Source organism: Sphingomonas sp. (genome assembly GCF_017745215.1).
GTDB lineage: Bacteria > Pseudomonadota > Alphaproteobacteria > Sphingomonadales > Sphingomonadaceae > Sphingomonas.
Map to the genome: position 1 here is coordinate 141,438 of NZ_JAGHZV010000002.1, position 17,331 is coordinate 158,768.

Below are 17,331 nucleotides of genomic sequence, written 5' to 3' on the forward strand. Positions count from 1 at the left end.
AGAGTCACAAGAGTCACGACGCGTCGCGGCGAATTGGACCTTCGGGCTTCACCAGGTTCAAAGAGCGGCCGGACAAATCCAGCCGCGCCAGCCAAGCAGGCCAAATCCTACATTGCAATCGTCAGCGCGCCGAGAGCCGCGCGATCAGGCCGCCCATCTCGAACACCGTCGCGCTGGCGTCGAGCGTCAGGCCGAGCGCGGCGGTGGCGAGCTCGCGCGCGGCGGTGTGCGCGTCGAGCGCGATGCGGAGCGGCTCGCCCGAGAGCGTGCGGGCGCGGCTGGCGATGAAGCTGGGCGCACGCTCGAGGAACGCCTCGTAGCGCGGCTGGGCGGCCTTGGCGCCGAGCAGCCTGGCGAGGCGCGAGCGGATCGCGTTGGAAGCGTCGCCATCCTCGGCGATCGCAGCCATGTCGGCTTCGAGCGCGGCGATGTCGAGCCCGGCGAAGCCGAGCGCGCGGCCCGGCGAGCCCTCGCCTGCCCGCACCAGCGCGTCGATCTCGCTCGCGGTGGTGTCGGGCAGTTCCTCGCGGAGCACGGTCGCGACCTGCGCGTCGCTCAGCGGGTCGAAGCGGAGCAGCCGGCAGCGCGAGCGGATCGTGGGGAGCAGCCGGCCGGGGGTATGGCTGACGAGCAGGAAGATCGTACCCGCGGGCGGCTCCTCGAGGCTCTTGAGCAGCGCATTGGCGCCGGCGCGCTCGAGGTCGTCGATCGCGTCGATCACGACGAGGCGGCGCGGCGAGAGCGAGGGCTTGGTCGCGAACAGGGGGCCAAGCGCTCGGACCTGCGCGATCGTAATCGAGCGCGCGAGATTCTCCTCGGGCTTGTCGGGGTCCTTGGGGAGGCGCGCGAGCTCGCGGTAATCGGGATGCGCGCCGGCGGCGATCAGATGGCGGGTACGCGACTCCTCGGGGAGCTCGAGGCCGGGCCGTAGCGGCTCGCCCGCGGCCTCGGCGAGCATGCGCGCGGCGGCGGCGCGGGCGAAGCGGCCCTTCCCCACCCCCTCGGGCCCGGCGAGCAGCCAGGCATGGTGCATCGTGCCGCTCGCCATGGCGGCGAGCAGCGCGGCGCGTGCGGGTTCGTTGCCGAGGAGGTCGGGCATGCGACTAGTCCTAGGGACTTAAACTCCGACCGTCATCCCGGCGAAAGCCGGGACCCAGGGCCGCGAGCGATGTCCTCTGTAACCCTGGGTCCCGGCTTTCGCCGGGATGACGGTTGTAGGCATTGGGATGAGGTCGTGCGGATTGGAGACCAGCCCCCGATCACATCCCGAACAGCGACCAGAAGCCCAGCCAGATCCGCCGGAAGAAGCCCGCCGGCGCGACGTCGGTCTCGGCCACCAGCGGCAGCGTCTGCACGCCGGCATCCGGGGTCTGGACGATGAGGTCGGCGATATGGTCGCCGGCCTTGATGCCGTTGGCGCCCGGATCGATCGGGCCGTTGTAGACGATCTTGGCCTGCTTTGACGGCGTCGTGCCCGAAGGCACGGTGATTCCCAGGTCGGTCGGCGCGACCAGGCCGACGCGGCTCACGCTGCCGTTCTGCACATCGGCCTCGCCGACGCGGCGGCCCTTCTTGACCAGGGGCTCGAGCGTCCAGGCGCGGAAGCCCCAGTTCATGAACTTGACCGATTCATCGGCGCGGAGGTTGTAGGTCTCGAGCCCCGCGACCACCATCACCAGTCGGCGGCCGTTCTGCTCGGCCGAGCCGGTGAAGCCATATTTCGCTTCGTCGGTATGGCCGGTCTTGAGCCCGTCGGCGCCCGCGACGCGGCCGAGCAGCGGATCGCGGTTGTTCTGCGTGATGGCGTCGCCGCTGCCGATCTGCTTGCCCCAGGTGAAGCTCGGCAGCGAGTAGAACTTCTTGTAGAGGTCCGGATAGTCGCGGATCGTCGCGGCGGCGAGCTTGGCGAGGTCGCGCGCGGTGACATAGGTCACGCCATTGTCCGGCCAGCCGTTCGAGGTGCCGAAATGGCTGTTGCTGAGCCCGAGCTTCGCCGCCTGCTGGTTCATCAGCGACGTGAAGGCCTGTTCGGTCCCCGCGATCCCCTCGGCGAGCACCACGCAGGCGTCGTTCCCCGAGAGGGTGACGATGCCCTTCAGCAGGTTCTCGACGCTCACGCTCGAATTGACTTCGAGGAACATCAGCGAACCCGCTTCGGTGCCATGCCATTTGCGCCACGTGTCAGGGCTCACCGTGTACATGGTGTCGAGCTTGATCTTGCCCTGCCTGATCAGCGTGAAGGCGACGTAGACCGTCATCATCTTCGCCATCGAGGCGGGCGGCATCCGCCTATCGGCGTCGCGCTGGAACAGCACGGCGCCGGTGTTCATGTCCTCCATGTAAGCGATCGGCGCGGTGCCGTCGAAGGTCGGCGCGGCGGCGGTGGCGGGCGTGGCGAGCAGTGCGGCGATGAGCGTGGCGGCTGGCAGCTTCTTCATGACTTCCCTGGATGCGCTGAGGTTCGTCGAATCAGTTCGACAGGACTCTAGCATCTCCATAGCCATGTGCAGCCGCCTTGGCACGCGCCGCCTGGGCTTCGCCCGCCGAGCGATACGGACCCATCTGGACGCGGTAGAAGCCGCCGCCGGCCTTGACGAACCCGCCGAGGCTGCGCGCGAGCGACTGGGCATTGGCGGCGTTCGAGAGCGCGGCGACCTGCACGACATAGCCGGGCCCCGTCGCCGCGGGGCGTGTCGGCGCCGGCCGCGTCGGGCGCGAAGGCGCGGTGTAGCTGGGGCGCGGTGCCGGATCGGTGTCGGCCGTGGCGGGTGCGCCGGGCAGATGGCGGCGCAGTGCGTTGAGCAGCACCGGCGGGGTGTCGGCGCGCGGCTGGGCGGCCTGGCCGGCACGCAGCGCCGCGAGGTCCTGCGCCGAGGGGTTCACGGTGCGGACTCGGACGGGAATCGCGCTGCTCGTCGCTTCGAGCTGGCGCGCGGCGGCGGGCGAGAGGTCGAGCGGATGGTCTGCGTCGGCTTCCATCGCGCCGGTGACGAGCACGAGGATCGTCCGCCCGGTCTCGAGCGACGTGACTTCGAGCACACTGCCCGGCGCCGCGGTGCGCGCGACCGCGACCACCGCGCCGCCGTTCTCCGCCCCGTCGACGCCGCGGACGCCGGCATAGCCGACCTCGTCGTAGCGCGCTTCGCCCGCACCCGGCTGTGACGAGCCGCGCGGGCCCTGCACCCCGGCGCTGGGATCATCCAGCGCGATCGGCGCAGGGGGTGAAGTGCGTTCCCCGGGGGGTGAATAGCTCGCCCCCGGCGCCGAATCCTCGGGCTGGGGCGCCGAATAGGCGTCCTGCGCGCCGCCACCATAAGCAAGGCGCGGCGGCTGCTGACGCGACTCGGGAGCGCTATAGGGATCGGATCCCATGTCGCGCATGCCGGCGACGGGCGCGGCGCTCGTTCCGAGTTCCGAATAGCCGTGGTGGCCGCTCACGCATCCGGTGAGCAGCAGCAATGCGGCACTAAGGCTGGCGTTCCACCTCATCGGCGAGCAGGCCTACCGACAAAGCGTAAAAATTTGAGCAATTATAATCGAGGATCACGCGATAATTGCTCGTGAGGAGGTAGCCGGTCTTCCCCGGGCCGTCGGGCTCTAGCAGCGTCGCCTGGATGTTGTCGCCCGGCCAGGCACGTGTCTGCGGCACGAGCCCGAGCGCGCGCCACTCGGCCATCGACTTCCACTGGCTGTGCCGGCCGTAGACGCGCGGGCAGCGCGGCGCGGTGGTGCGGCTGGCGATCGCATTGCGGTCTAGGCTCGTCGGCACGCTCACCGCAAAGCCCCAGGGCTGGCCCGGGCGCCAGCCGGCATCGACGAAATAGGCGGCGATCGAAGTCAGCGTGTCGGCCTCGCTGCTCCAGATGTCGGCGACGCCGTCGCCGTCGCCGTCGCGCGCGAGGCGGAGATAGACCGAGGGAAGGAACTGCGGCCCGCCGAACGCTCCCGCCCAGCTCCCCACCAGCTTCTCGCGCGGCACGCCGCGGTCGATCATCTTGAGCGTCGCGATGAACTCGCTCGCGAACAGGTCGCGCCGCCGCCCCTCATAGGCGAGCGTGGCGAGGCTGCGCGGCAGGTCGAACCCGCCCATCACGGTGCCGTAGTTGGTCTCATGGCCCCAGATCGCGACCATGATCGATTCGGGCACGCCGGTCTGCGCCTCGATCTTCTGCAGCCGCCAGCGCTCGCGCTGATAGGCGGCGCGGCCGCGCGCGATGCGCTGCGCGTCGACATGGTCGCGGCGATAGGGCTCGAAGGCAGGGATCGGCGCGTTGGGCGAGGCTTCGGGCTGCTGCCGGTCGAGCTCGATCACGCGCGGGTTGTAGGTGAGCGACGGGATCACCGCGGCGATCGTCTCGCGGCGCACGCCCGCCTCGGCGGCCTGGCGGCTGAGGATCTCGAGATAGGATTGGAAGCCCTGCGCATCCTGCGCGAGCAAGGGGGCGCTCACCGGCGAGGCCGCCGCCAACGCCACCGTCACCGCGCCTCCCCAGCGCAACGCCTTACCCAGTCCCCACATGCCGCGAATGTGCCACAAGGCAGGCGGGCGGACAAACCCCAAGCGGCCGATTCACGACGAACCCCGGGGAATTTCGGGACTTTCGGACGAGGCGAGGCTTTCCCTCCCCTTGCGCTCGGCGGCCGGGCCACGCTAGCGCAGGCGCGATCCGGAGAGGTGGCCGAGTGGTTTAAGGCAGCGGTCTTGAAAACCGCCGTGGGTTCACGCTCACCGTGGGTTCGAATCCCACCCTCTCCGCCATCCTTTCGGCCCACGCGGCAGGCGCGCCGCCGCCGACTTGCGCCAAAGCGGCACTCTTTGCTTCTGCCGTGCGTTAAACACGGGCGCTCATATCTGCGATGGATTTTCGTGCCAAAATGGGCGAGCATTATCTCGGGGCCAGTAACTAACCCGAGTCATGATGGTGAAGCATTCGATCGATCGCCGACCGATGCGGCGTGTGCGCCGCGTGCCGGAAGCCTTTGAACTCCGGTCCCTGATCGTGTCCGCTTCCCGACGGGCCTTCCGACATGGCTGAGGCCGATCCCGCGGTGGAACGCGCACGCCGCGCCGTCTCGCCGCTCAGCGATACGCAAAGGGCCTGCCTGCGCCTCGTCGCGCGCGGCTACCAGACCAAGGAAGTCGCGCGCGAACTGGGGATCAGCCCGCTCCGCGCCGGCAAGCACATCCAGGCCGCGATGGAAAAGCTGGGAGTCAGCAGCCGCAGACTCGCCGCGCAACTCCTTGTCCAGGCTGAGCAAGGGGGGGTGAACGATTCACCCGGGCAGGAATCCACCCTGCCCGGCCCCGCCGAACCAGTGCCATTCGTCATTCCGGCAGAGCGCCAGGAGCGGCAGCCGAGTGGGTTCAGGGAAGCGCGAGCGGAGTTCGTCTTCGACTATGCGCCAAGCCCGGATCCCAGGCTTCCGCTCCGCGAACCGGGGAGTATCCGGAACGATCTGAGCTTGTGGCACCGCGTGTTCCACATCCTCTTCTTGGCCACGGTTTTCATGGCCGCGTTCGGGATATTGGCGATGGGCCTCGGTTCGTTCCACGGCCAGGCGAGAACGGAGCAATCCCAGTCTCGCTGACATCACGTGCGCTCTGCGTGATGATGGAGTGAGGCAATGAACCGGAAGATCAAGGCTGGCCAGCGGGTCGCGGAACGGCTGTTCCCCGCTGAAAATTCGATCGACGACGCGATCCTGCAGAATGCGGCGCTGATGATCGCACTTATCAACGGGCGCAAGGAAGCGCAGCTTCCCGCAACCGAGATCCAGGACATGCTCCGCAACACCGCGAAGGGGATCGCGACGTTGATCGAGGGGCGCGGCGCGATCTGCGTCACGCACAGCGGCATCGTCGAGCTTCGCGACCGGCACGGGCTGCCGACGCGTGGCTTCGGCTGCGAGAGCCCCTGCCCCACCGAGGTGATGCCGGGCGTCTCCGGCGAGCAGCAGGGGCTTTCCGTCGTCGCCTGAGCCATGGACTTGACCGGACCGCCTTCCGGTGGTCCGGTTGGCCATGGTCTTGTGGGTGATCTTCTTCAATCTGCTTCTGCTTGGAGTCTGCGGCTACGCCGGGCTCCGCGGCGGCGCTCCCGAACGCATCGTCGCGGCGCTGCTCTTCGGCAGCGCGGTGGCCACCGTGGTGGTCCAGCAGATGCATGCGCAGTTCGAGGATACGGAGGTCGGCACGCTCGTCGTGGACGCGCTCCTCCTCGCGGGTCTCGTCGCCGTGGCACTGCAGGCAAACCGGTATTGGCCGATATGGATGACCGCCATTCACACGATTGCCGTCGCCGTGCACGGTGCCAAGATCGCGGTGCCGTCGCTTTTGCCGATGATCTACTCGGTCGCGGCGGCGCTCTCGGCCTTCCCGATCCTGGCGCTGCTTGCGATCGGGACCTGGCGGCACCGGCGGCGCCTGAACGAGAGCGGGATCGATCCGTCCTGGAACGCCTCCTTGCGCCCCTCGGCCTAGGCGCGGCGCGCATGTCGGCCGAGCGGCTGGTCGGCGAGTTCGGCTCGCTGGGCCGTGTCCTCGCCGCCTCGCCCGAGGCACGCACGCGCGCCTGTGGGTCGCGCGCCGCGGCCGACCAGCTCAGCGTCGTCGGAGAGGCGATCCTGTGCGTGGTGCGCGAGGAAGCCGAGGACGCGATGCTGCTCGGCTCGTCGAGTGCCGTGATCGCCTATCTCCGCGCGCGCCATGCGCATTCGGGGATCGAGATCGGCACCGTGCTCTTCCTCAATGCACGCAATCGGCTGCTCAAGGATGAGATGATCTCGGCAGGAACGGTCGAAGAAACCAGCTTCTGGCCGCGGGAAATCATCAAACGTGCGCTCGAACTCGATGCCAGTGGCGTCATTTTGGCACATAATCATCCGTCGGGTGATGCACAGCCGAGCAAGCAGGACATCGAAGTCACGCGTACGATGTCCCGCCAATGCCGTATCTTCGACATTGTTTTGCACGATCATCTCGTGCTTTCGCCTTCGGGTCACAGCAGCATGCGAGCGCTTGGATTATTGTAACATGATTGGACCAATTAACCGCGAACTAACCCTTCCCATGACTGCCGCGCCCGCTTATCCAAGCGCCAAGGTGGTGGAAATGTTCGGTACCGATTCCGATACAACCTATCAGCGGAGCCTTCGCGCGCTGATCGTGTCGGACAGCGCCCAGGATCCTGAGCTCGAGGAGGCGCTGCGGCTCGCAGGCGTGTCCGTGGCCAGCGTGGTGTCGATCGAGGATGCGATCGGACGGCTCGATTCGCTTGCCTATACCGACCTGCTGCTGCTCGAGTGCAGCGATACGCCTTCGCCGCTGCTCGATCCGCTGCTCCGCGAAGCCGCGGGGCTGATCGCCTCGGGCGACGCGGTGATCATCACCACGGTCTCGCTCAAGCAGCTCGACCTCGCCTCGGACCACCTCGGCGTGAGCTCGCGGCTGCTTTGCCAGCCCAGCCTCGACGAGCGCGCGACGGCGATCCTCGAGGCCTCGCAGCGCGAGCTTTCACGCGTGCACGACACCAGCCGCGAGGGGCGGCTGCGCCAGGTCGGCCAGGACCTGCGACGGATCTCGGAGACGCTTGCCGGGCTCGCACACGAGCGCGGCGGCCCGGCCGGCCCGCCGGCGACCGCGGCGGACGTCCGCGCCATCCTGCGCGCGCGGCGGATGCGCGACGAATTCTTCCCCGCGGGCCTGTTTCCGGATCCGGCGTGGGACATGCTGCTCGACCTCTACGCGACGCATCTCGAGGAGGCCAAGGTGACGGTCTCGGCGCTGTGCATCGCGTCGGCGGTGCCCGCGACCACGGCGCTGCGCTGGCTGGAGATCCTCGAGAGCGAAGGCCTGGTGGTGCGCAACCCGGACACCAAGGACCGTCGGCGCATCCACGTCTCGCTGAGCGACGACGGGCTTGCGCGCATGCGGGACTATCTGGCCGCCGGTATCCGCTGAGGCAGCCGCCTCATTCGCCTTTGGGAATCGCTCGCCAGATCGGGCCGGCGACGCCCCCGCCGACGCTGAGCGCGGGGCTGTCGCTGCGTCCGTCGAGCCGCAGGACCAGTCCGGCATCGAGCAGCCGCTCGCGGCGCACGCGCCAGCCGTTGACGGCCTGGCCGACCACCGCGCGGCCGCCGTCGTTGTCGCCGGTCCGCCGCGATTGCGGCGCACGCTCCCAGGCGGCGTAAAGGCTGAAGCCCGGCCGTGCGTCGGCACCGGCGCCGGCCGCGGGTGTCGGGGACCTTGCGACCGACGCGATCAGCGCAACGTCCAGGTCGTCGAAGCCGGCGAGATCGACAGGACCGGGGCGGCCGAGTTCGCCGACAGAGCGATCGCGCATGTCGTAGCGCACGGTGACGATCGACGGGGCGGCAGGCGCGGTGCGATAAGTGATCCGCGCATCGTCCAGCAGCAAGGCCAGCCCGTCGGCGTCAAGGACAGCGGCAGCGGGTCCGGTATCGCGATCGCCGTCGCGAGCGACCGCGGGCGTCGCCGCCGCCAGCGCCATCAAACAAAGGAAGAGCCTCTCCATCATCCCCGCCCCCCAGCGAAGGTAAGGAAGGTGGCCGATCTCGATGGTTAACGCAATGGCTGCTATCAATCGCAGGCAAGTCAATCCGAGGTGAGCATCTCGAATTCGTCTTCGCGGAGCGGCATCACGAATTCGAGCCCGGCCTCGAAGCCATCGGCCCAGGCCACGCGCGCCGCGCGCTGTCCTAATTTGGGAATTGAGAGCCAGATGTGGCTGCCGCCGACGAGCTCCGAATAGCTCCGGAGGCGTGCGCCGTGGAGCGAAAGGTCGACGATGCGGCAGAGCGCGCGGTCGAGCCCGCCCCTGCCCACGCGCGCGTCGAGCGACACCGGCGCACGAACCGAACGCCGCCGGCCGAGTGCGGCCGCGGGTTCATATTCGGCAGCGAGCGCGCCTTTTGCCTGGGCCATGCGCCGAGGCTAGGCATCGATGGTCAGCGCCGCGTTAACGGCACCGTCCGTGGCCGATGCTGCTGCGGGCAGCGAACGGGCCCGGCGCAGTGCCAGGCCCCGAACGCGCTTACTTCTTGCCGAGCGTGAGGCCGCCGAAGCGCTTGTTGAAGCGCGCGACCTGGCCGCCGGCGTCGAGAAGCTGGCCGCGGCCGCCGGTCCAGGCCGGATGCGACAGCGGGTCGATCTCGAGCGTCATCGTGTCGCCTTCCTTGCCCCAGGTGGAGCGGGTCTCGTACACGGTGCCGTCGGTCATCTGCACCTTGATGGTGTGATAATCGGGGTGCGTTTCTTTCTTCACGGCGAATTCCTTGGGAAAGGCCGCTGGTTTCCGACCAGCAGCGGACGGGCGCGCCTAGCAGAGCGGCCCCGGGAGTGCAACCTCGGGCTTGCTCAGAGGCCGTTTGGAAATGCGCCTGACGGCGCCTTGAAATTCGCTCTTTTGCAAGTTTCCAAACAGGCTCTCAGGCGGCGGGCGGGTCCGCGATCATCGCGGTGAACTCGCATTCGGCCGCGAGTTCGTCGCCGATCTTCGCCTTGCCGGCGAACTTGCAGACGCGCGCGCGCTTTTGCACGAACTCGACTTCGAGGCGGAGCAGCACGCCGGGCTCGACCGGCTTGCGGAACTTCACGCCGTCGATGCTCATGAAATAGACGAGCTTGCCCGAGCCCGCGAGGCCGAGCGTCTCGACCGCGAGCACGCCCGCCGCCTGCGCCAGCGCCTCGACGATCAGCACGCCGGGCATGATCGGGCGACCGGGGAAATGCCCCTGGAAGAAGCCCTCGTTGAACGTCACCGCCTTGATGCCGGTGATCGACTGGCCGACGATCAGCGATTCGACGCGGTCGACCAGCAGGATCGGATAGCGATGCGGCAGCGCCGCCATCACCCGGCCGATGTCGAGGGGACCGATCTCGGTCCCCTCCGTCACCGTCTCGCTCACCGGCTCTGCGGCTTCGCCGCGGGCTTGGCGGCCGCGGCGGCCGGCGCAGGCGCCGCACCTGCCGGAGCCGGCGCCGCGCCACCCGCCTGGCGGGCCTGGGCGGCGGCGATGGCGAGCTTGTACTGCTGGATGCGCTGGACGCGCTGCAGGACCTGGAGCGTCTCGTCGGTCGGGTTCCAGTTCTGCGGCGCGGTGATCGGCACGCTCGGCACCAGCGTGTCGAGCGCGGTGGTGATCGCACCGGTCACGTCGGCACCCTCGGGCGCATAGACGAAGGCGTCGGGCGAAAGGATCACGCTGATCTTCTTGGCCGCGACGACCGACTTCTGCGCGTCCGAATAGCGCTGCAGGATCATCTCGACCGCAAAGGCCTGGGCGCGCAGCACCGGCGCGGTCAGCTTGTTGCCGTCCGATTCGAGCTGGTTGAGCTGGGCGAGCGCCGGGTTCTTCTGCTGCTCGGCCGCGGCGAGCTCGGCGTCGTCGACCTGCTTGTCGCCATTCTTGTCGAGCTGGGCCAGTACCTTCTGGCGCTCGGTCTGGTTGGCTTCGATCTTCGCCAGCGCGTCCTTGAAGGTCGTGCGGATCTGGTCGTTCGCGGCGGCGAGCGCCTTCGAATTGGCGACGACGACGGTGGGGTCTGCCGTGGCGATGCCGCCGGCGGCCTGCGCCATCGCGGGCGCGGCGAATCCCATCGTCGCGGCGCCTGCGAACGCCGCGGCGAGGATGAGCTTCTTGGTGATCATCAGAATGCGGTCCCTACGTTGAAAGTGAAGAGCTTAGGATCGTCGCCCTTGGCAGTGATGAGGGCTTTCGAAATGTCGAGGCGGAGCGGCCCGAAGGGCGAGTTCCAGTTCACGCCGAAGCCGACCGCGATGCGCGGCTTGGGCGTATCGCCCACGAAACGCTCGATGAACGGCTGGGTGGGAACGTTGTACGGCGCGTTGATCGACGTGCCCGAGCACGGGCTGGCGGTGCTCGACGAAAAGCCGATCGCGCAAGTGGTCAGCGAACCGGCGTTGACCCCGTCGCTGGCGCTCACGACATAATATTGGTTGCCGTTCGCGTCCTTGATGAAATTGTCCTTCGCGAGCAGCGAAGGCGAGCCGTCGGCGTTGAACAACAGGTTGCCGCTGCCGTCCTTGGCCTGATCGAAGGTCATTGTCTTCGCCGGCTTGGCGATGCCCCAGAGCGCGCCCATCTGGACGAAGATCGACGGACGCAGGCCCAGTTCGGCCGCCCCCGCGCCCAGCGGGATCTCGAGCTCGGCCTTGCCGAGATAGTAATATTTGCCGCCCAGCGAATCGTCGAGGAACTGGTCCTTGCCGGTGATCAGCGCCTGGGTGCCGCTCGCCACGTCGCCCGAGAAGGAATAGCGCTGGACGCGCGGGCCGATGCCGCGGATGTCGAAGCCGCGGAACTGCGGTTCGCCCAGGTAGAAACGGTCGGTGATGCGCACCGTGTCGACGCCCGCGCCACGCGACGATTCGAGCGACTTGATCGCGCCGCCCTCGGCCGAGAGCGAGAAGATGAAGCCGCCGAGCACGCGCCAATATTTGTCGGCATCAATGCGCGTGCGGACGTAGCGCACGTCACCGCCGAGGCCCGCGACGTCCACGCCCGCGACCAGGCGCTGGCCGCGCGTCGGGCGCAGGCGGCTGTTGAGGCTGTCGTAGATCAGCGACAGGCCCACCGCCGAAGTCAGGCGGTTGCCCACCGCCTCGCAATAATAGCGACCGGCCTTGAGCGGATCGCACTGGCCGCCGGTATAGAAGGTCGCCTGGTCGAGCGAGACATCGTCTTCGGAGAGCGTGTAGCGGCCCGAGAAGGTCCAATATTCGGTCAGCGGGATGCCGGTGACGAGCTGGAAGCCGGTCGAGACCTGGCTGTAGGTCGTCTGGCGATCCTGGCCGAGATAGTTGAACGAATTCAAGTCGCGCCGGAAGATCGTCCCGCCGAGCGCGATGTTCTTGTCGAACAGATAGGGCTCGGTGAAACCCAGCTCGACCGACTTGGAATAGGTCGAATAATCGACCGAGGCCGAGAGCACCTGCCCCTTGCCGCGGAAATTGCGCTGCTGGATCGAGGTCTGGATGATGAAGCGCTCAAGGCTCGAGAAGCCCGCCGAAAGCGAGAGCGAGCCGGTCGGCTTCTCCTCCACGTTGGCGGCGAGCACGATGCGGTCGGGCGACGAGCCTTCCTTGCGCTCGATCTCGAACTTGTCCTGGAAGAAGTCGAGGCTGTTGATGCGGTCCTGCGAGCGCTTGACCAGGAAGGTGTTGAAGGCGTCGCCTTCGGCCACGCGCATCTCGCGGCGGATCACCTTTTCCTGCGTCTGCGTGTTGCCGGTGATCTCGATCCGCTCGACGTAGGTGCGGTTCGCTTCGGCGATGTGGAAGTTGATCCCCATCGTCAGCGCTTCCTTGTCGCGCTGGTACTCGGGGCGCACGTCGGCGAAGGCATAGCCGTAGAGGCCTGCGGTTTCGCTCAGCGAATCGATCGCATCCTCGGCCAGCTTGGCATTGTACCAGTCGCCCTTCTTGATCATCAGCCGCTCGGCGAGCTTCTTGTCGTCGAAGTCGCGGATCGCGCTGTCGACGGTGATGTCGCCGAACTTGTAGCGGGGGCCTTCCTCCACCTTGTAGGTGATGATGAAGTCCTTCTTGTCCGGCGTCAGCTCGGCCACCGCCGAGACGACGCGGAAGTCCGCATAGCCCTCGGTCAGGTAGAATTGGCGCAGCTTCTGCTGGTCATAGGCCAGACGATCCTGGTCGTAGCTGGTATTCGAACTGAAGATCGTGGTGAGGCGCGCTTCCTTGGTCGCCATCTCGCCGCGCAGCTTGCCGTCGGAGAACACCTCGTTGCCGATGATGTTGATCTGGCGGACCTTGGACTTCGCGCCCTCGTGGATCTCGAAGATCACGTCGACGCGGTTCTGGTCGAGGCTGACCATCTTGGGCTCGACCGTGGCGGCGAAACGGCCCTGGCGGCGATAGAGCTCGATGATGCGCGCGACATCGGCGCGGACCGCGGTGCGCGTGAAGATCTGGCGGGGCCGGAGCTTGACCTCCTTGTCGATCTTGTCCTGCTTGAGGCGCTTGTTGCCCTCGAAGATCACCCGGTTGATCACCGGGTTCTCGCGGATCTTGATGACGAGGTTGCCGTCCTCGACGCCGGTGATCTCCACGTCGGCCAGCAGGTCGGAGGCGTAGAGGTCCTTGATCGCCTGGTCGACGCTCTCGTTGGTGTAGGTGTCGCCGACGCGGAGCTTGGTGTAGCTCAGCACCGTCTCGGGCTCGATGCGCTGCGAGCCCTCGACGCGCAGCGTCTTCACCACGCGCGTCTGCTGCGCGACCGGCACGGGCACGACCGTCGTCGTCGACGGTGCGGCCGGAGTCGGCGTGGCGGCAGGCGCCGGAGCGGCCTGCTGCGCCATCACCGGCGCGGCGATCCCCGCGGAGAGAACGGTTCCCGCGAGCAGGGTTGCCGTGGCGCGCGCGCCCAAATTGCTATTCTTCGCAGTCACCATCCCACCCCAGTCGGAAGCCATCATTCTCGGTTGCGTGCCTCGGCGCCGAAACGCCCTGCCTCAACCGCATCAGCCGATCAACCCGGCCAGATTTTTCCATACGCCGAACGCGCCAAGATCGTTGAGCGTCACGAACAGCATCAACGCCAGTATCGCCGCGAGCCCGCCGCGGAACGCCCACTCCATCACCTGCGGCTCCACCGGCCGGCGCCGCACTGCCTCGATCGCATAGAACAGCAGATGGCCGCCATCCAGCACGGGGACTGGCAATAGGTTGATGAATCCCAGATTAATCGAAATGAGCGCAATCAGGAACACGAACTGCTCGGGTCCCATCGCGAGACTCTGTCCCGAAACCTGCGCGATCTTGAGCGGGCCGCCGAGCTCGCTCACCGAGCGGCGCCCGGTGAGGATCTGGCCGAGCCCGTCGATCGTCATGCGGACGATCTCGCCGGTCTGGCGCAGACCGACCAGCGGCGCCTCGATCAGGCTCACCTGCCTGAGCACCGGCCTGGAGGCGTGGATGCCCAGCTGGCCGATCTTGTAGACGTTGCCGAAATTGTCGCGCTCGACGCGCGTGCCGATCGTCGCCTGGAGCTGCATCGGCGCGCCGCCCCGCACCAGGTCGACCGTCACCGTCTCGCCGGGGCGCAGCTGGGTGAAGCGGACCATGTCGCCATAAGTCTCGACCCCGCGCCCGCCGAGCGCGGTGATCTGATCGCCCGGCTTGAGCCCGGCCGCCGCCGCGCCGCTGCCCGGCTCGATCTTGCCGACCATCGAGGGCGTGCCGTTGATGCCATAAGCGAAGGCGAAGCCCGCGAGGATCAGGATCGCGACGAGGAAGTTGGTGACCGGCCCCGCCGCGACGATGATCGCGCGCTGCCAGAGCGGCTTGGCCTGGAAGGTCTTCGCCCGCTCCTCGGCGGGCAGCGCCATCCATTCGGCCGAGGGCTGGCCCGCGGGGTTCATGTCGCCGGCGAACTTCACATAGCCGCCGAGCGGCAGCCAGGCGAACTTCCAGCGCGTGCCGCGCTTGTCGGTGATGCCCGCCACCTCGCGGCCGAAGCCGATCGAGAATTCGTCTGCCTTCACGCCGAACAGCCGGCCGGCGAGGTAATGGCCCAGCTCATGGACGAAGACGAGCGGCCCGATCACCAGCGCGAACGCCAGGATCGTGAGGAAAAGGCCGGGGGAATTGCTCAAACTACGCAGTCCTTCACTCGCTCGCCTGCGATCCGCCGGGTTTCCGCGTCGATCGCCAGCACTGCATCGAGGCTTTCCGGAGCGGCCGGGTCATAGCGAGCCAGCGTATCGGCAACGATTGCGGCAATTTCAAGAAAGTTGAGCCGGCCCGAAAGGAAGGCTGCGACGGCCACCTCGTTCGCGGCGTTGAGGATCGCCGGGCGCGCCCCGCCCGCCGCCAGCGCGTCCTTCGCGAGCGCGAGCGCCGGGAAGCGGACGAAGTCGGGCGCCTCGAAGTCGAGCCGGCCCACCGCCACGAGGTCGAGCGGCTCGCACGGCGTCGCCATCCGCTCGGGCCAGGCAAGCGTGTGCGCGATCGGGGTGCGCATGTCGGGCGTGCCAAGCTGGGCGAGCACCGAGCCGTCGATATATTCGACCATCGAATGGATCACCGACTGGCGATGGACCAGCACGTCGAGCTGGTCGGGGCGCACCGCGAACAGGTGCAGCGCCTCGATCAGCTCGAGCCCCTTGTTCATCATCGTCGCCGAATCGACCGAGATCTTGGCGCCCATCGACCAGTTCGGATGCGCCACCGCCTGCGCCGGCGTGATGGTGCGCATCGCGTCGAGGGGAGTCTCGCGGAACGGGCCGCCGCTCGCAGTGAGGATGATCCTCCGCACGCCTTTCGGAGCGGTGCGGTCGAGGCATTGGAACACGGCATTGTGTTCCGAATCGACCGGGAGCAGCGTCGTACCGTGCTCGCGCGCGGCGGCGGTCATCACCGCGCCGGCCGAGACCAGCGCTTCCTTGTTGGCCAGCGCCACCGTTCCGCCGCATTCGAGCGCGGCCATCACCGGCTCGAGCCCGGCGGTGCCGACGATCGCCGCCATCGTCCAGTCGGCGCCGAGCCGCGCCGCCTCGCACACCGCGTCGGGACCTGCGGCGGTCTTGATCCCCGTCCCCGCCAGCCGCTCGCTCAGCGCGGCATGGCAGGTCGGGTCGGCGACCACCGCGAGCCGGGCGTTGGTGCGGATCGCCGCGGCGGCGAGCTTGTCGACGTCGCAGTTCGCGGTGAGCGCGATCACGTCGAACGCTTCGGGCCGGCGCTCGACCAGGTCGAGCGTCGAGCTGCCGACCGAGCCCGTCGCTCCGAGAATCGTCACGCGTTTCACGCGAACACCAATACCAGAAGTGCCGCCGCCGGCGCGACTGCGACGAGCCCGTCGAGCCGGTCCATCAGCCCGCCATGGCCGGGGAGGAGGTTGCCGCTGTCCTTGACGCCCGCGAGGCGCTTCAGATGGCTCTCGTAGAGGTCGCCGAGCTGGGCGAGCACTGCGAGGAAGGGCGTCGCGACCGCGAGCGCCACCGGCAGCGCGAAGAGCAGCACCAGCGCGAAGGCGAACACCGTCGCCGAGACCACGCCGCCGATGAATCCCGCCCAGGTCTTGTTCGGGCTGATCTGCGGCGCGAGCTTGGCTCCGCCGATCGCGCGGCCGGCGAAATAGGCGCCGCTGTCGCACGCCCAGACCAGCGCCATCGCCCAGAAGGTGAGCAGCAGCCCATTGGGATGGCTGCGCAGCAGCACCAGCGCGATCACCGGCAGCCCGACATAGGCGACGCCCCAGGCGAGCCGCCCGCGCCGTGTCACCGCGCCGGTGAACGCCACTGCCGCGCCGAGCAGCCCGAGCACGAAGAAGCTCGGCCCCGCCGCCGCGGGCGCGAGCAGCGCGAAGGGCACGGTCACCGCATATTGCGCGATCTGCCGCTGCGCCTGGTCGGCGCCGACGATGTCGCCCCATTCGACGAGCATCAGGATGCCGACCGCCGAGATCAGCCCCCAGAAGATCCACCCGCCGAACCAGAGCGCGGCAAAGGCCAGCGCGATCAGCGCGAAGGCGACTCCGAGACGCGTCGCGAGGTCCGACGGCTTCTTGCTCACAACCCTCCGAAGCGGCGCTGGCGGCGGGCATATTGCTCGAGCGCCTCGCCCAGCTTGGCCTCGTCGAAATCGGGCCAGAGCGCGTCGACGAACAGCAGCTCGGCATAGGCGGCCTGCCAGAGCAGGAAGTTGGAGAGGCGCTGCTCGCCCGAGGTGCGGATCAGCAGGTCGAGCGGCGGCAGGCCCTGCGTCTCGAGCGCAGCCTCGAAGCGAGCCTCGTCGATGTCGGCGGGGTCGATCTCGCCCCTGCGCGCCTGTTCGGCGAGCGCCTGCGTCGCGGCGATGATCTCGGCCTGGCCGCCATAGTTGAGCGCGATCACCAGGGTCGGCCCCGGATTGTCCGCTGTCCGCGCCATCGCGCCCTCGAGCTGCGCGACGATGTCGGGCGAAAGCATCCGCCACCCGCCGATGATCTTGAGCTTCACCCCTTCGGACACCAGCTCGTCGAGCTCGGCGGCGAGGAAGTGGCGGAGCAGGCCCATCAGGTCGCGGACCTCTTCCTCAGGCCGCCGCCAATTCTCCGAGGAGAAGGCGTAGAGCGTCAGCACTTCGATCCCGAAGCTGCGCGCCGCGCGGCTGATGCGCCGCACCGCCTCGACACCCTGCCTGTGCCCGGCGATCCGCGGCAGGAAGCGAGCCTTCGCCCAGCGGCCGTTGCCGTCCATGATGATCGCGACGTGGCGCGGCACCACGCTGGGCACCGGCACGGGCTTGGCCTTGGCCGCCATGGTCAGCAGGCTCCCCTGGCGCG

19 protein-coding genes and 1 tRNA gene are annotated in these 17,331 nt (G+C 68.2%); 6 read left to right on the plus strand and 14 right to left on the minus strand.

Annotated elements, in window-relative coordinates:
* Positions 1-121 precede the first annotated feature (121 nt).
* The 4 genes from J7495_RS03245 to J7495_RS03260 all read right to left on the minus strand — a co-directional run bounded on the left by J7495_RS03245 (position 122) and on the right by J7495_RS03260 (position 4,519).
* Positions 122-1,099 carry a DNA polymerase III subunit delta' gene (locus J7495_RS03245; RefSeq protein WP_294054642.1) on the minus strand — a complete coding sequence of 326 codons (978 nt, stop codon included), beginning with the start codon at positions 1,097-1,099 and terminating at the stop codon, positions 122-124.
* A 160-nt stretch (positions 1,100-1,259) separates the two neighbouring features.
* Positions 1,260-2,438 (minus strand): D-alanyl-D-alanine carboxypeptidase family protein, encoded by a 1,179-nt coding sequence (locus J7495_RS03250; protein WP_294054643.1) that lies wholly within the window; start codon positions 2,436-2,438, stop codon positions 1,260-1,262.
* A 31-nt stretch (positions 2,439-2,469) separates the two neighbouring features.
* Positions 2,470-3,489, minus strand: a complete 1,020-nt coding sequence (locus J7495_RS03255) for an SPOR domain-containing protein (protein ID WP_294054644.1) — start codon at positions 3,487-3,489, stop codon at positions 2,470-2,472.
* Positions 3,467-4,519: a lytic transglycosylase domain-containing protein gene (locus J7495_RS03260; protein WP_294054645.1), complete on the minus strand. Its 1,053-nt coding sequence runs from the start codon at positions 4,517-4,519 to the stop codon at positions 3,467-3,469. Before J7495_RS03260 ends, J7495_RS03255 begins: the two co-directional genes overlap by 23 nt.
* 150 nt (positions 4,520-4,669) lie before the next feature.
* Between J7495_RS03260 and J7495_RS03265 the strand changes: the two genes are divergently transcribed.
* The 6 genes from J7495_RS03265 to J7495_RS03290 all read left to right on the plus strand — a co-directional run bounded on the left by J7495_RS03265 (position 4,670) and on the right by J7495_RS03290 (position 7,960).
* Positions 4,670-4,759 (plus strand) — tRNA-Ser (locus tag J7495_RS03265).
* A gap of 269 nt (positions 4,760-5,028) precedes the next feature.
* A complete protein-coding gene (locus J7495_RS03270; protein WP_294054646.1) occupies positions 5,029-5,589 on the plus strand; it encodes a helix-turn-helix transcriptional regulator in 561 nt (186 codons plus the stop codon).
* 36 nt (positions 5,590-5,625) lie between these two features.
* Positions 5,626-5,979 (plus strand): hypothetical protein, encoded by a 354-nt coding sequence (locus J7495_RS03275; RefSeq protein WP_294054647.1) that lies wholly within the window; start codon positions 5,626-5,628, stop codon positions 5,977-5,979.
* A gap of 43 nt (positions 5,980-6,022) precedes the next feature.
* Positions 6,023-6,481, plus strand: a complete 459-nt coding sequence (locus tag J7495_RS03280) for a hypothetical protein (RefSeq protein ID WP_294054648.1) — start codon at positions 6,023-6,025, stop codon at positions 6,479-6,481.
* Between the two features lie 11 nt (positions 6,482-6,492).
* Positions 6,493-7,032 (plus strand): RadC family protein, encoded by a 540-nt coding sequence (radC, locus tag J7495_RS03285; protein ID WP_294054649.1) that lies wholly within the window; start codon positions 6,493-6,495, stop codon positions 7,030-7,032.
* Positions 7,033-7,111: 79 nt separating this feature from the next.
* Positions 7,112-7,960, plus strand: coding sequence for a winged helix DNA-binding protein (locus tag J7495_RS03290; protein WP_294054650.1), 849 nt, complete (start codon positions 7,112-7,114; stop codon positions 7,958-7,960).
* 10 nt (positions 7,961-7,970) lie between these two features.
* On the opposite strand, the gene J7495_RS03295 is transcribed toward J7495_RS03290, so the two are convergent.
* The 10 genes from J7495_RS03295 to J7495_RS03340 all read right to left on the minus strand — a co-directional run bounded on the left by J7495_RS03295 (position 7,971) and on the right by J7495_RS03340 (position 17,308).
* Positions 7,971-8,513, minus strand: coding sequence for a hypothetical protein (locus J7495_RS03295; RefSeq protein WP_294054651.1), 543 nt, complete (start codon positions 8,511-8,513; stop codon positions 7,971-7,973).
* A gap of 104 nt (positions 8,514-8,617) precedes the next feature.
* Positions 8,618-8,947, minus strand: coding sequence for a PilZ domain-containing protein (locus J7495_RS03300; RefSeq protein WP_294054652.1), 330 nt, complete (start codon positions 8,945-8,947; stop codon positions 8,618-8,620).
* A 109-nt stretch (positions 8,948-9,056) separates the two neighbouring features.
* The gene (gene rpmE, locus J7495_RS03305; RefSeq protein ID WP_294054653.1) at positions 9,057-9,287 is read right to left on the minus strand and encodes a 50S ribosomal protein L31; all 231 of its coding nucleotides are present in this window, start codon (positions 9,285-9,287) and stop codon (positions 9,057-9,059) included.
* Positions 9,288-9,450: 163 nt separating this feature from the next.
* Positions 9,451-9,918, minus strand: a complete 468-nt coding sequence (gene fabZ, locus J7495_RS03310) for a 3-hydroxyacyl-ACP dehydratase FabZ (RefSeq protein WP_294054654.1) — start codon at positions 9,916-9,918, stop codon at positions 9,451-9,453.
* 8 nt (positions 9,919-9,926) lie between these two features.
* Positions 9,927-10,673 carry an OmpH family outer membrane protein gene (locus J7495_RS03315; RefSeq protein WP_294054655.1) on the minus strand — a complete coding sequence of 249 codons (747 nt, stop codon included), beginning with the start codon at positions 10,671-10,673 and terminating at the stop codon, positions 9,927-9,929.
* Positions 10,673-13,456, minus strand: a complete 2,784-nt coding sequence (gene bamA, locus J7495_RS03320; protein ID WP_294054774.1) for an outer membrane protein assembly factor BamA — start codon at positions 13,454-13,456, stop codon at positions 10,673-10,675. Before bamA ends, J7495_RS03315 begins: the two co-directional genes overlap by 1 nt.
* Before the next feature lie 69 nt (positions 13,457-13,525).
* Positions 13,526-14,659 (minus strand): RIP metalloprotease, encoded by a 1,134-nt coding sequence (locus tag J7495_RS03325; protein WP_294054656.1) that lies wholly within the window; start codon positions 14,657-14,659, stop codon positions 13,526-13,528.
* Complete coding sequence (locus tag J7495_RS03330; RefSeq protein WP_294054657.1) at positions 14,656-15,813, minus strand: 1-deoxy-D-xylulose-5-phosphate reductoisomerase; 1,158 nt, start codon at positions 15,811-15,813, stop codon at positions 14,656-14,658. The genes J7495_RS03325 and J7495_RS03330 overlap by 4 nt, the downstream gene beginning before the upstream one ends.
* Positions 15,810-16,580 (minus strand): phosphatidate cytidylyltransferase, encoded by a 771-nt coding sequence (locus J7495_RS03335; RefSeq protein WP_294054658.1) that lies wholly within the window; start codon positions 16,578-16,580, stop codon positions 15,810-15,812. Before J7495_RS03335 ends, J7495_RS03330 begins: the two co-directional genes overlap by 4 nt.
* Complete coding sequence (locus J7495_RS03340) at positions 16,577-17,308, minus strand: isoprenyl transferase (protein ID WP_294054659.1); 732 nt, start codon at positions 17,306-17,308, stop codon at positions 16,577-16,579. Before J7495_RS03340 ends, J7495_RS03335 begins: the two co-directional genes overlap by 4 nt.
* Positions 17,309-17,331: the final 23 nt, after the last annotated feature.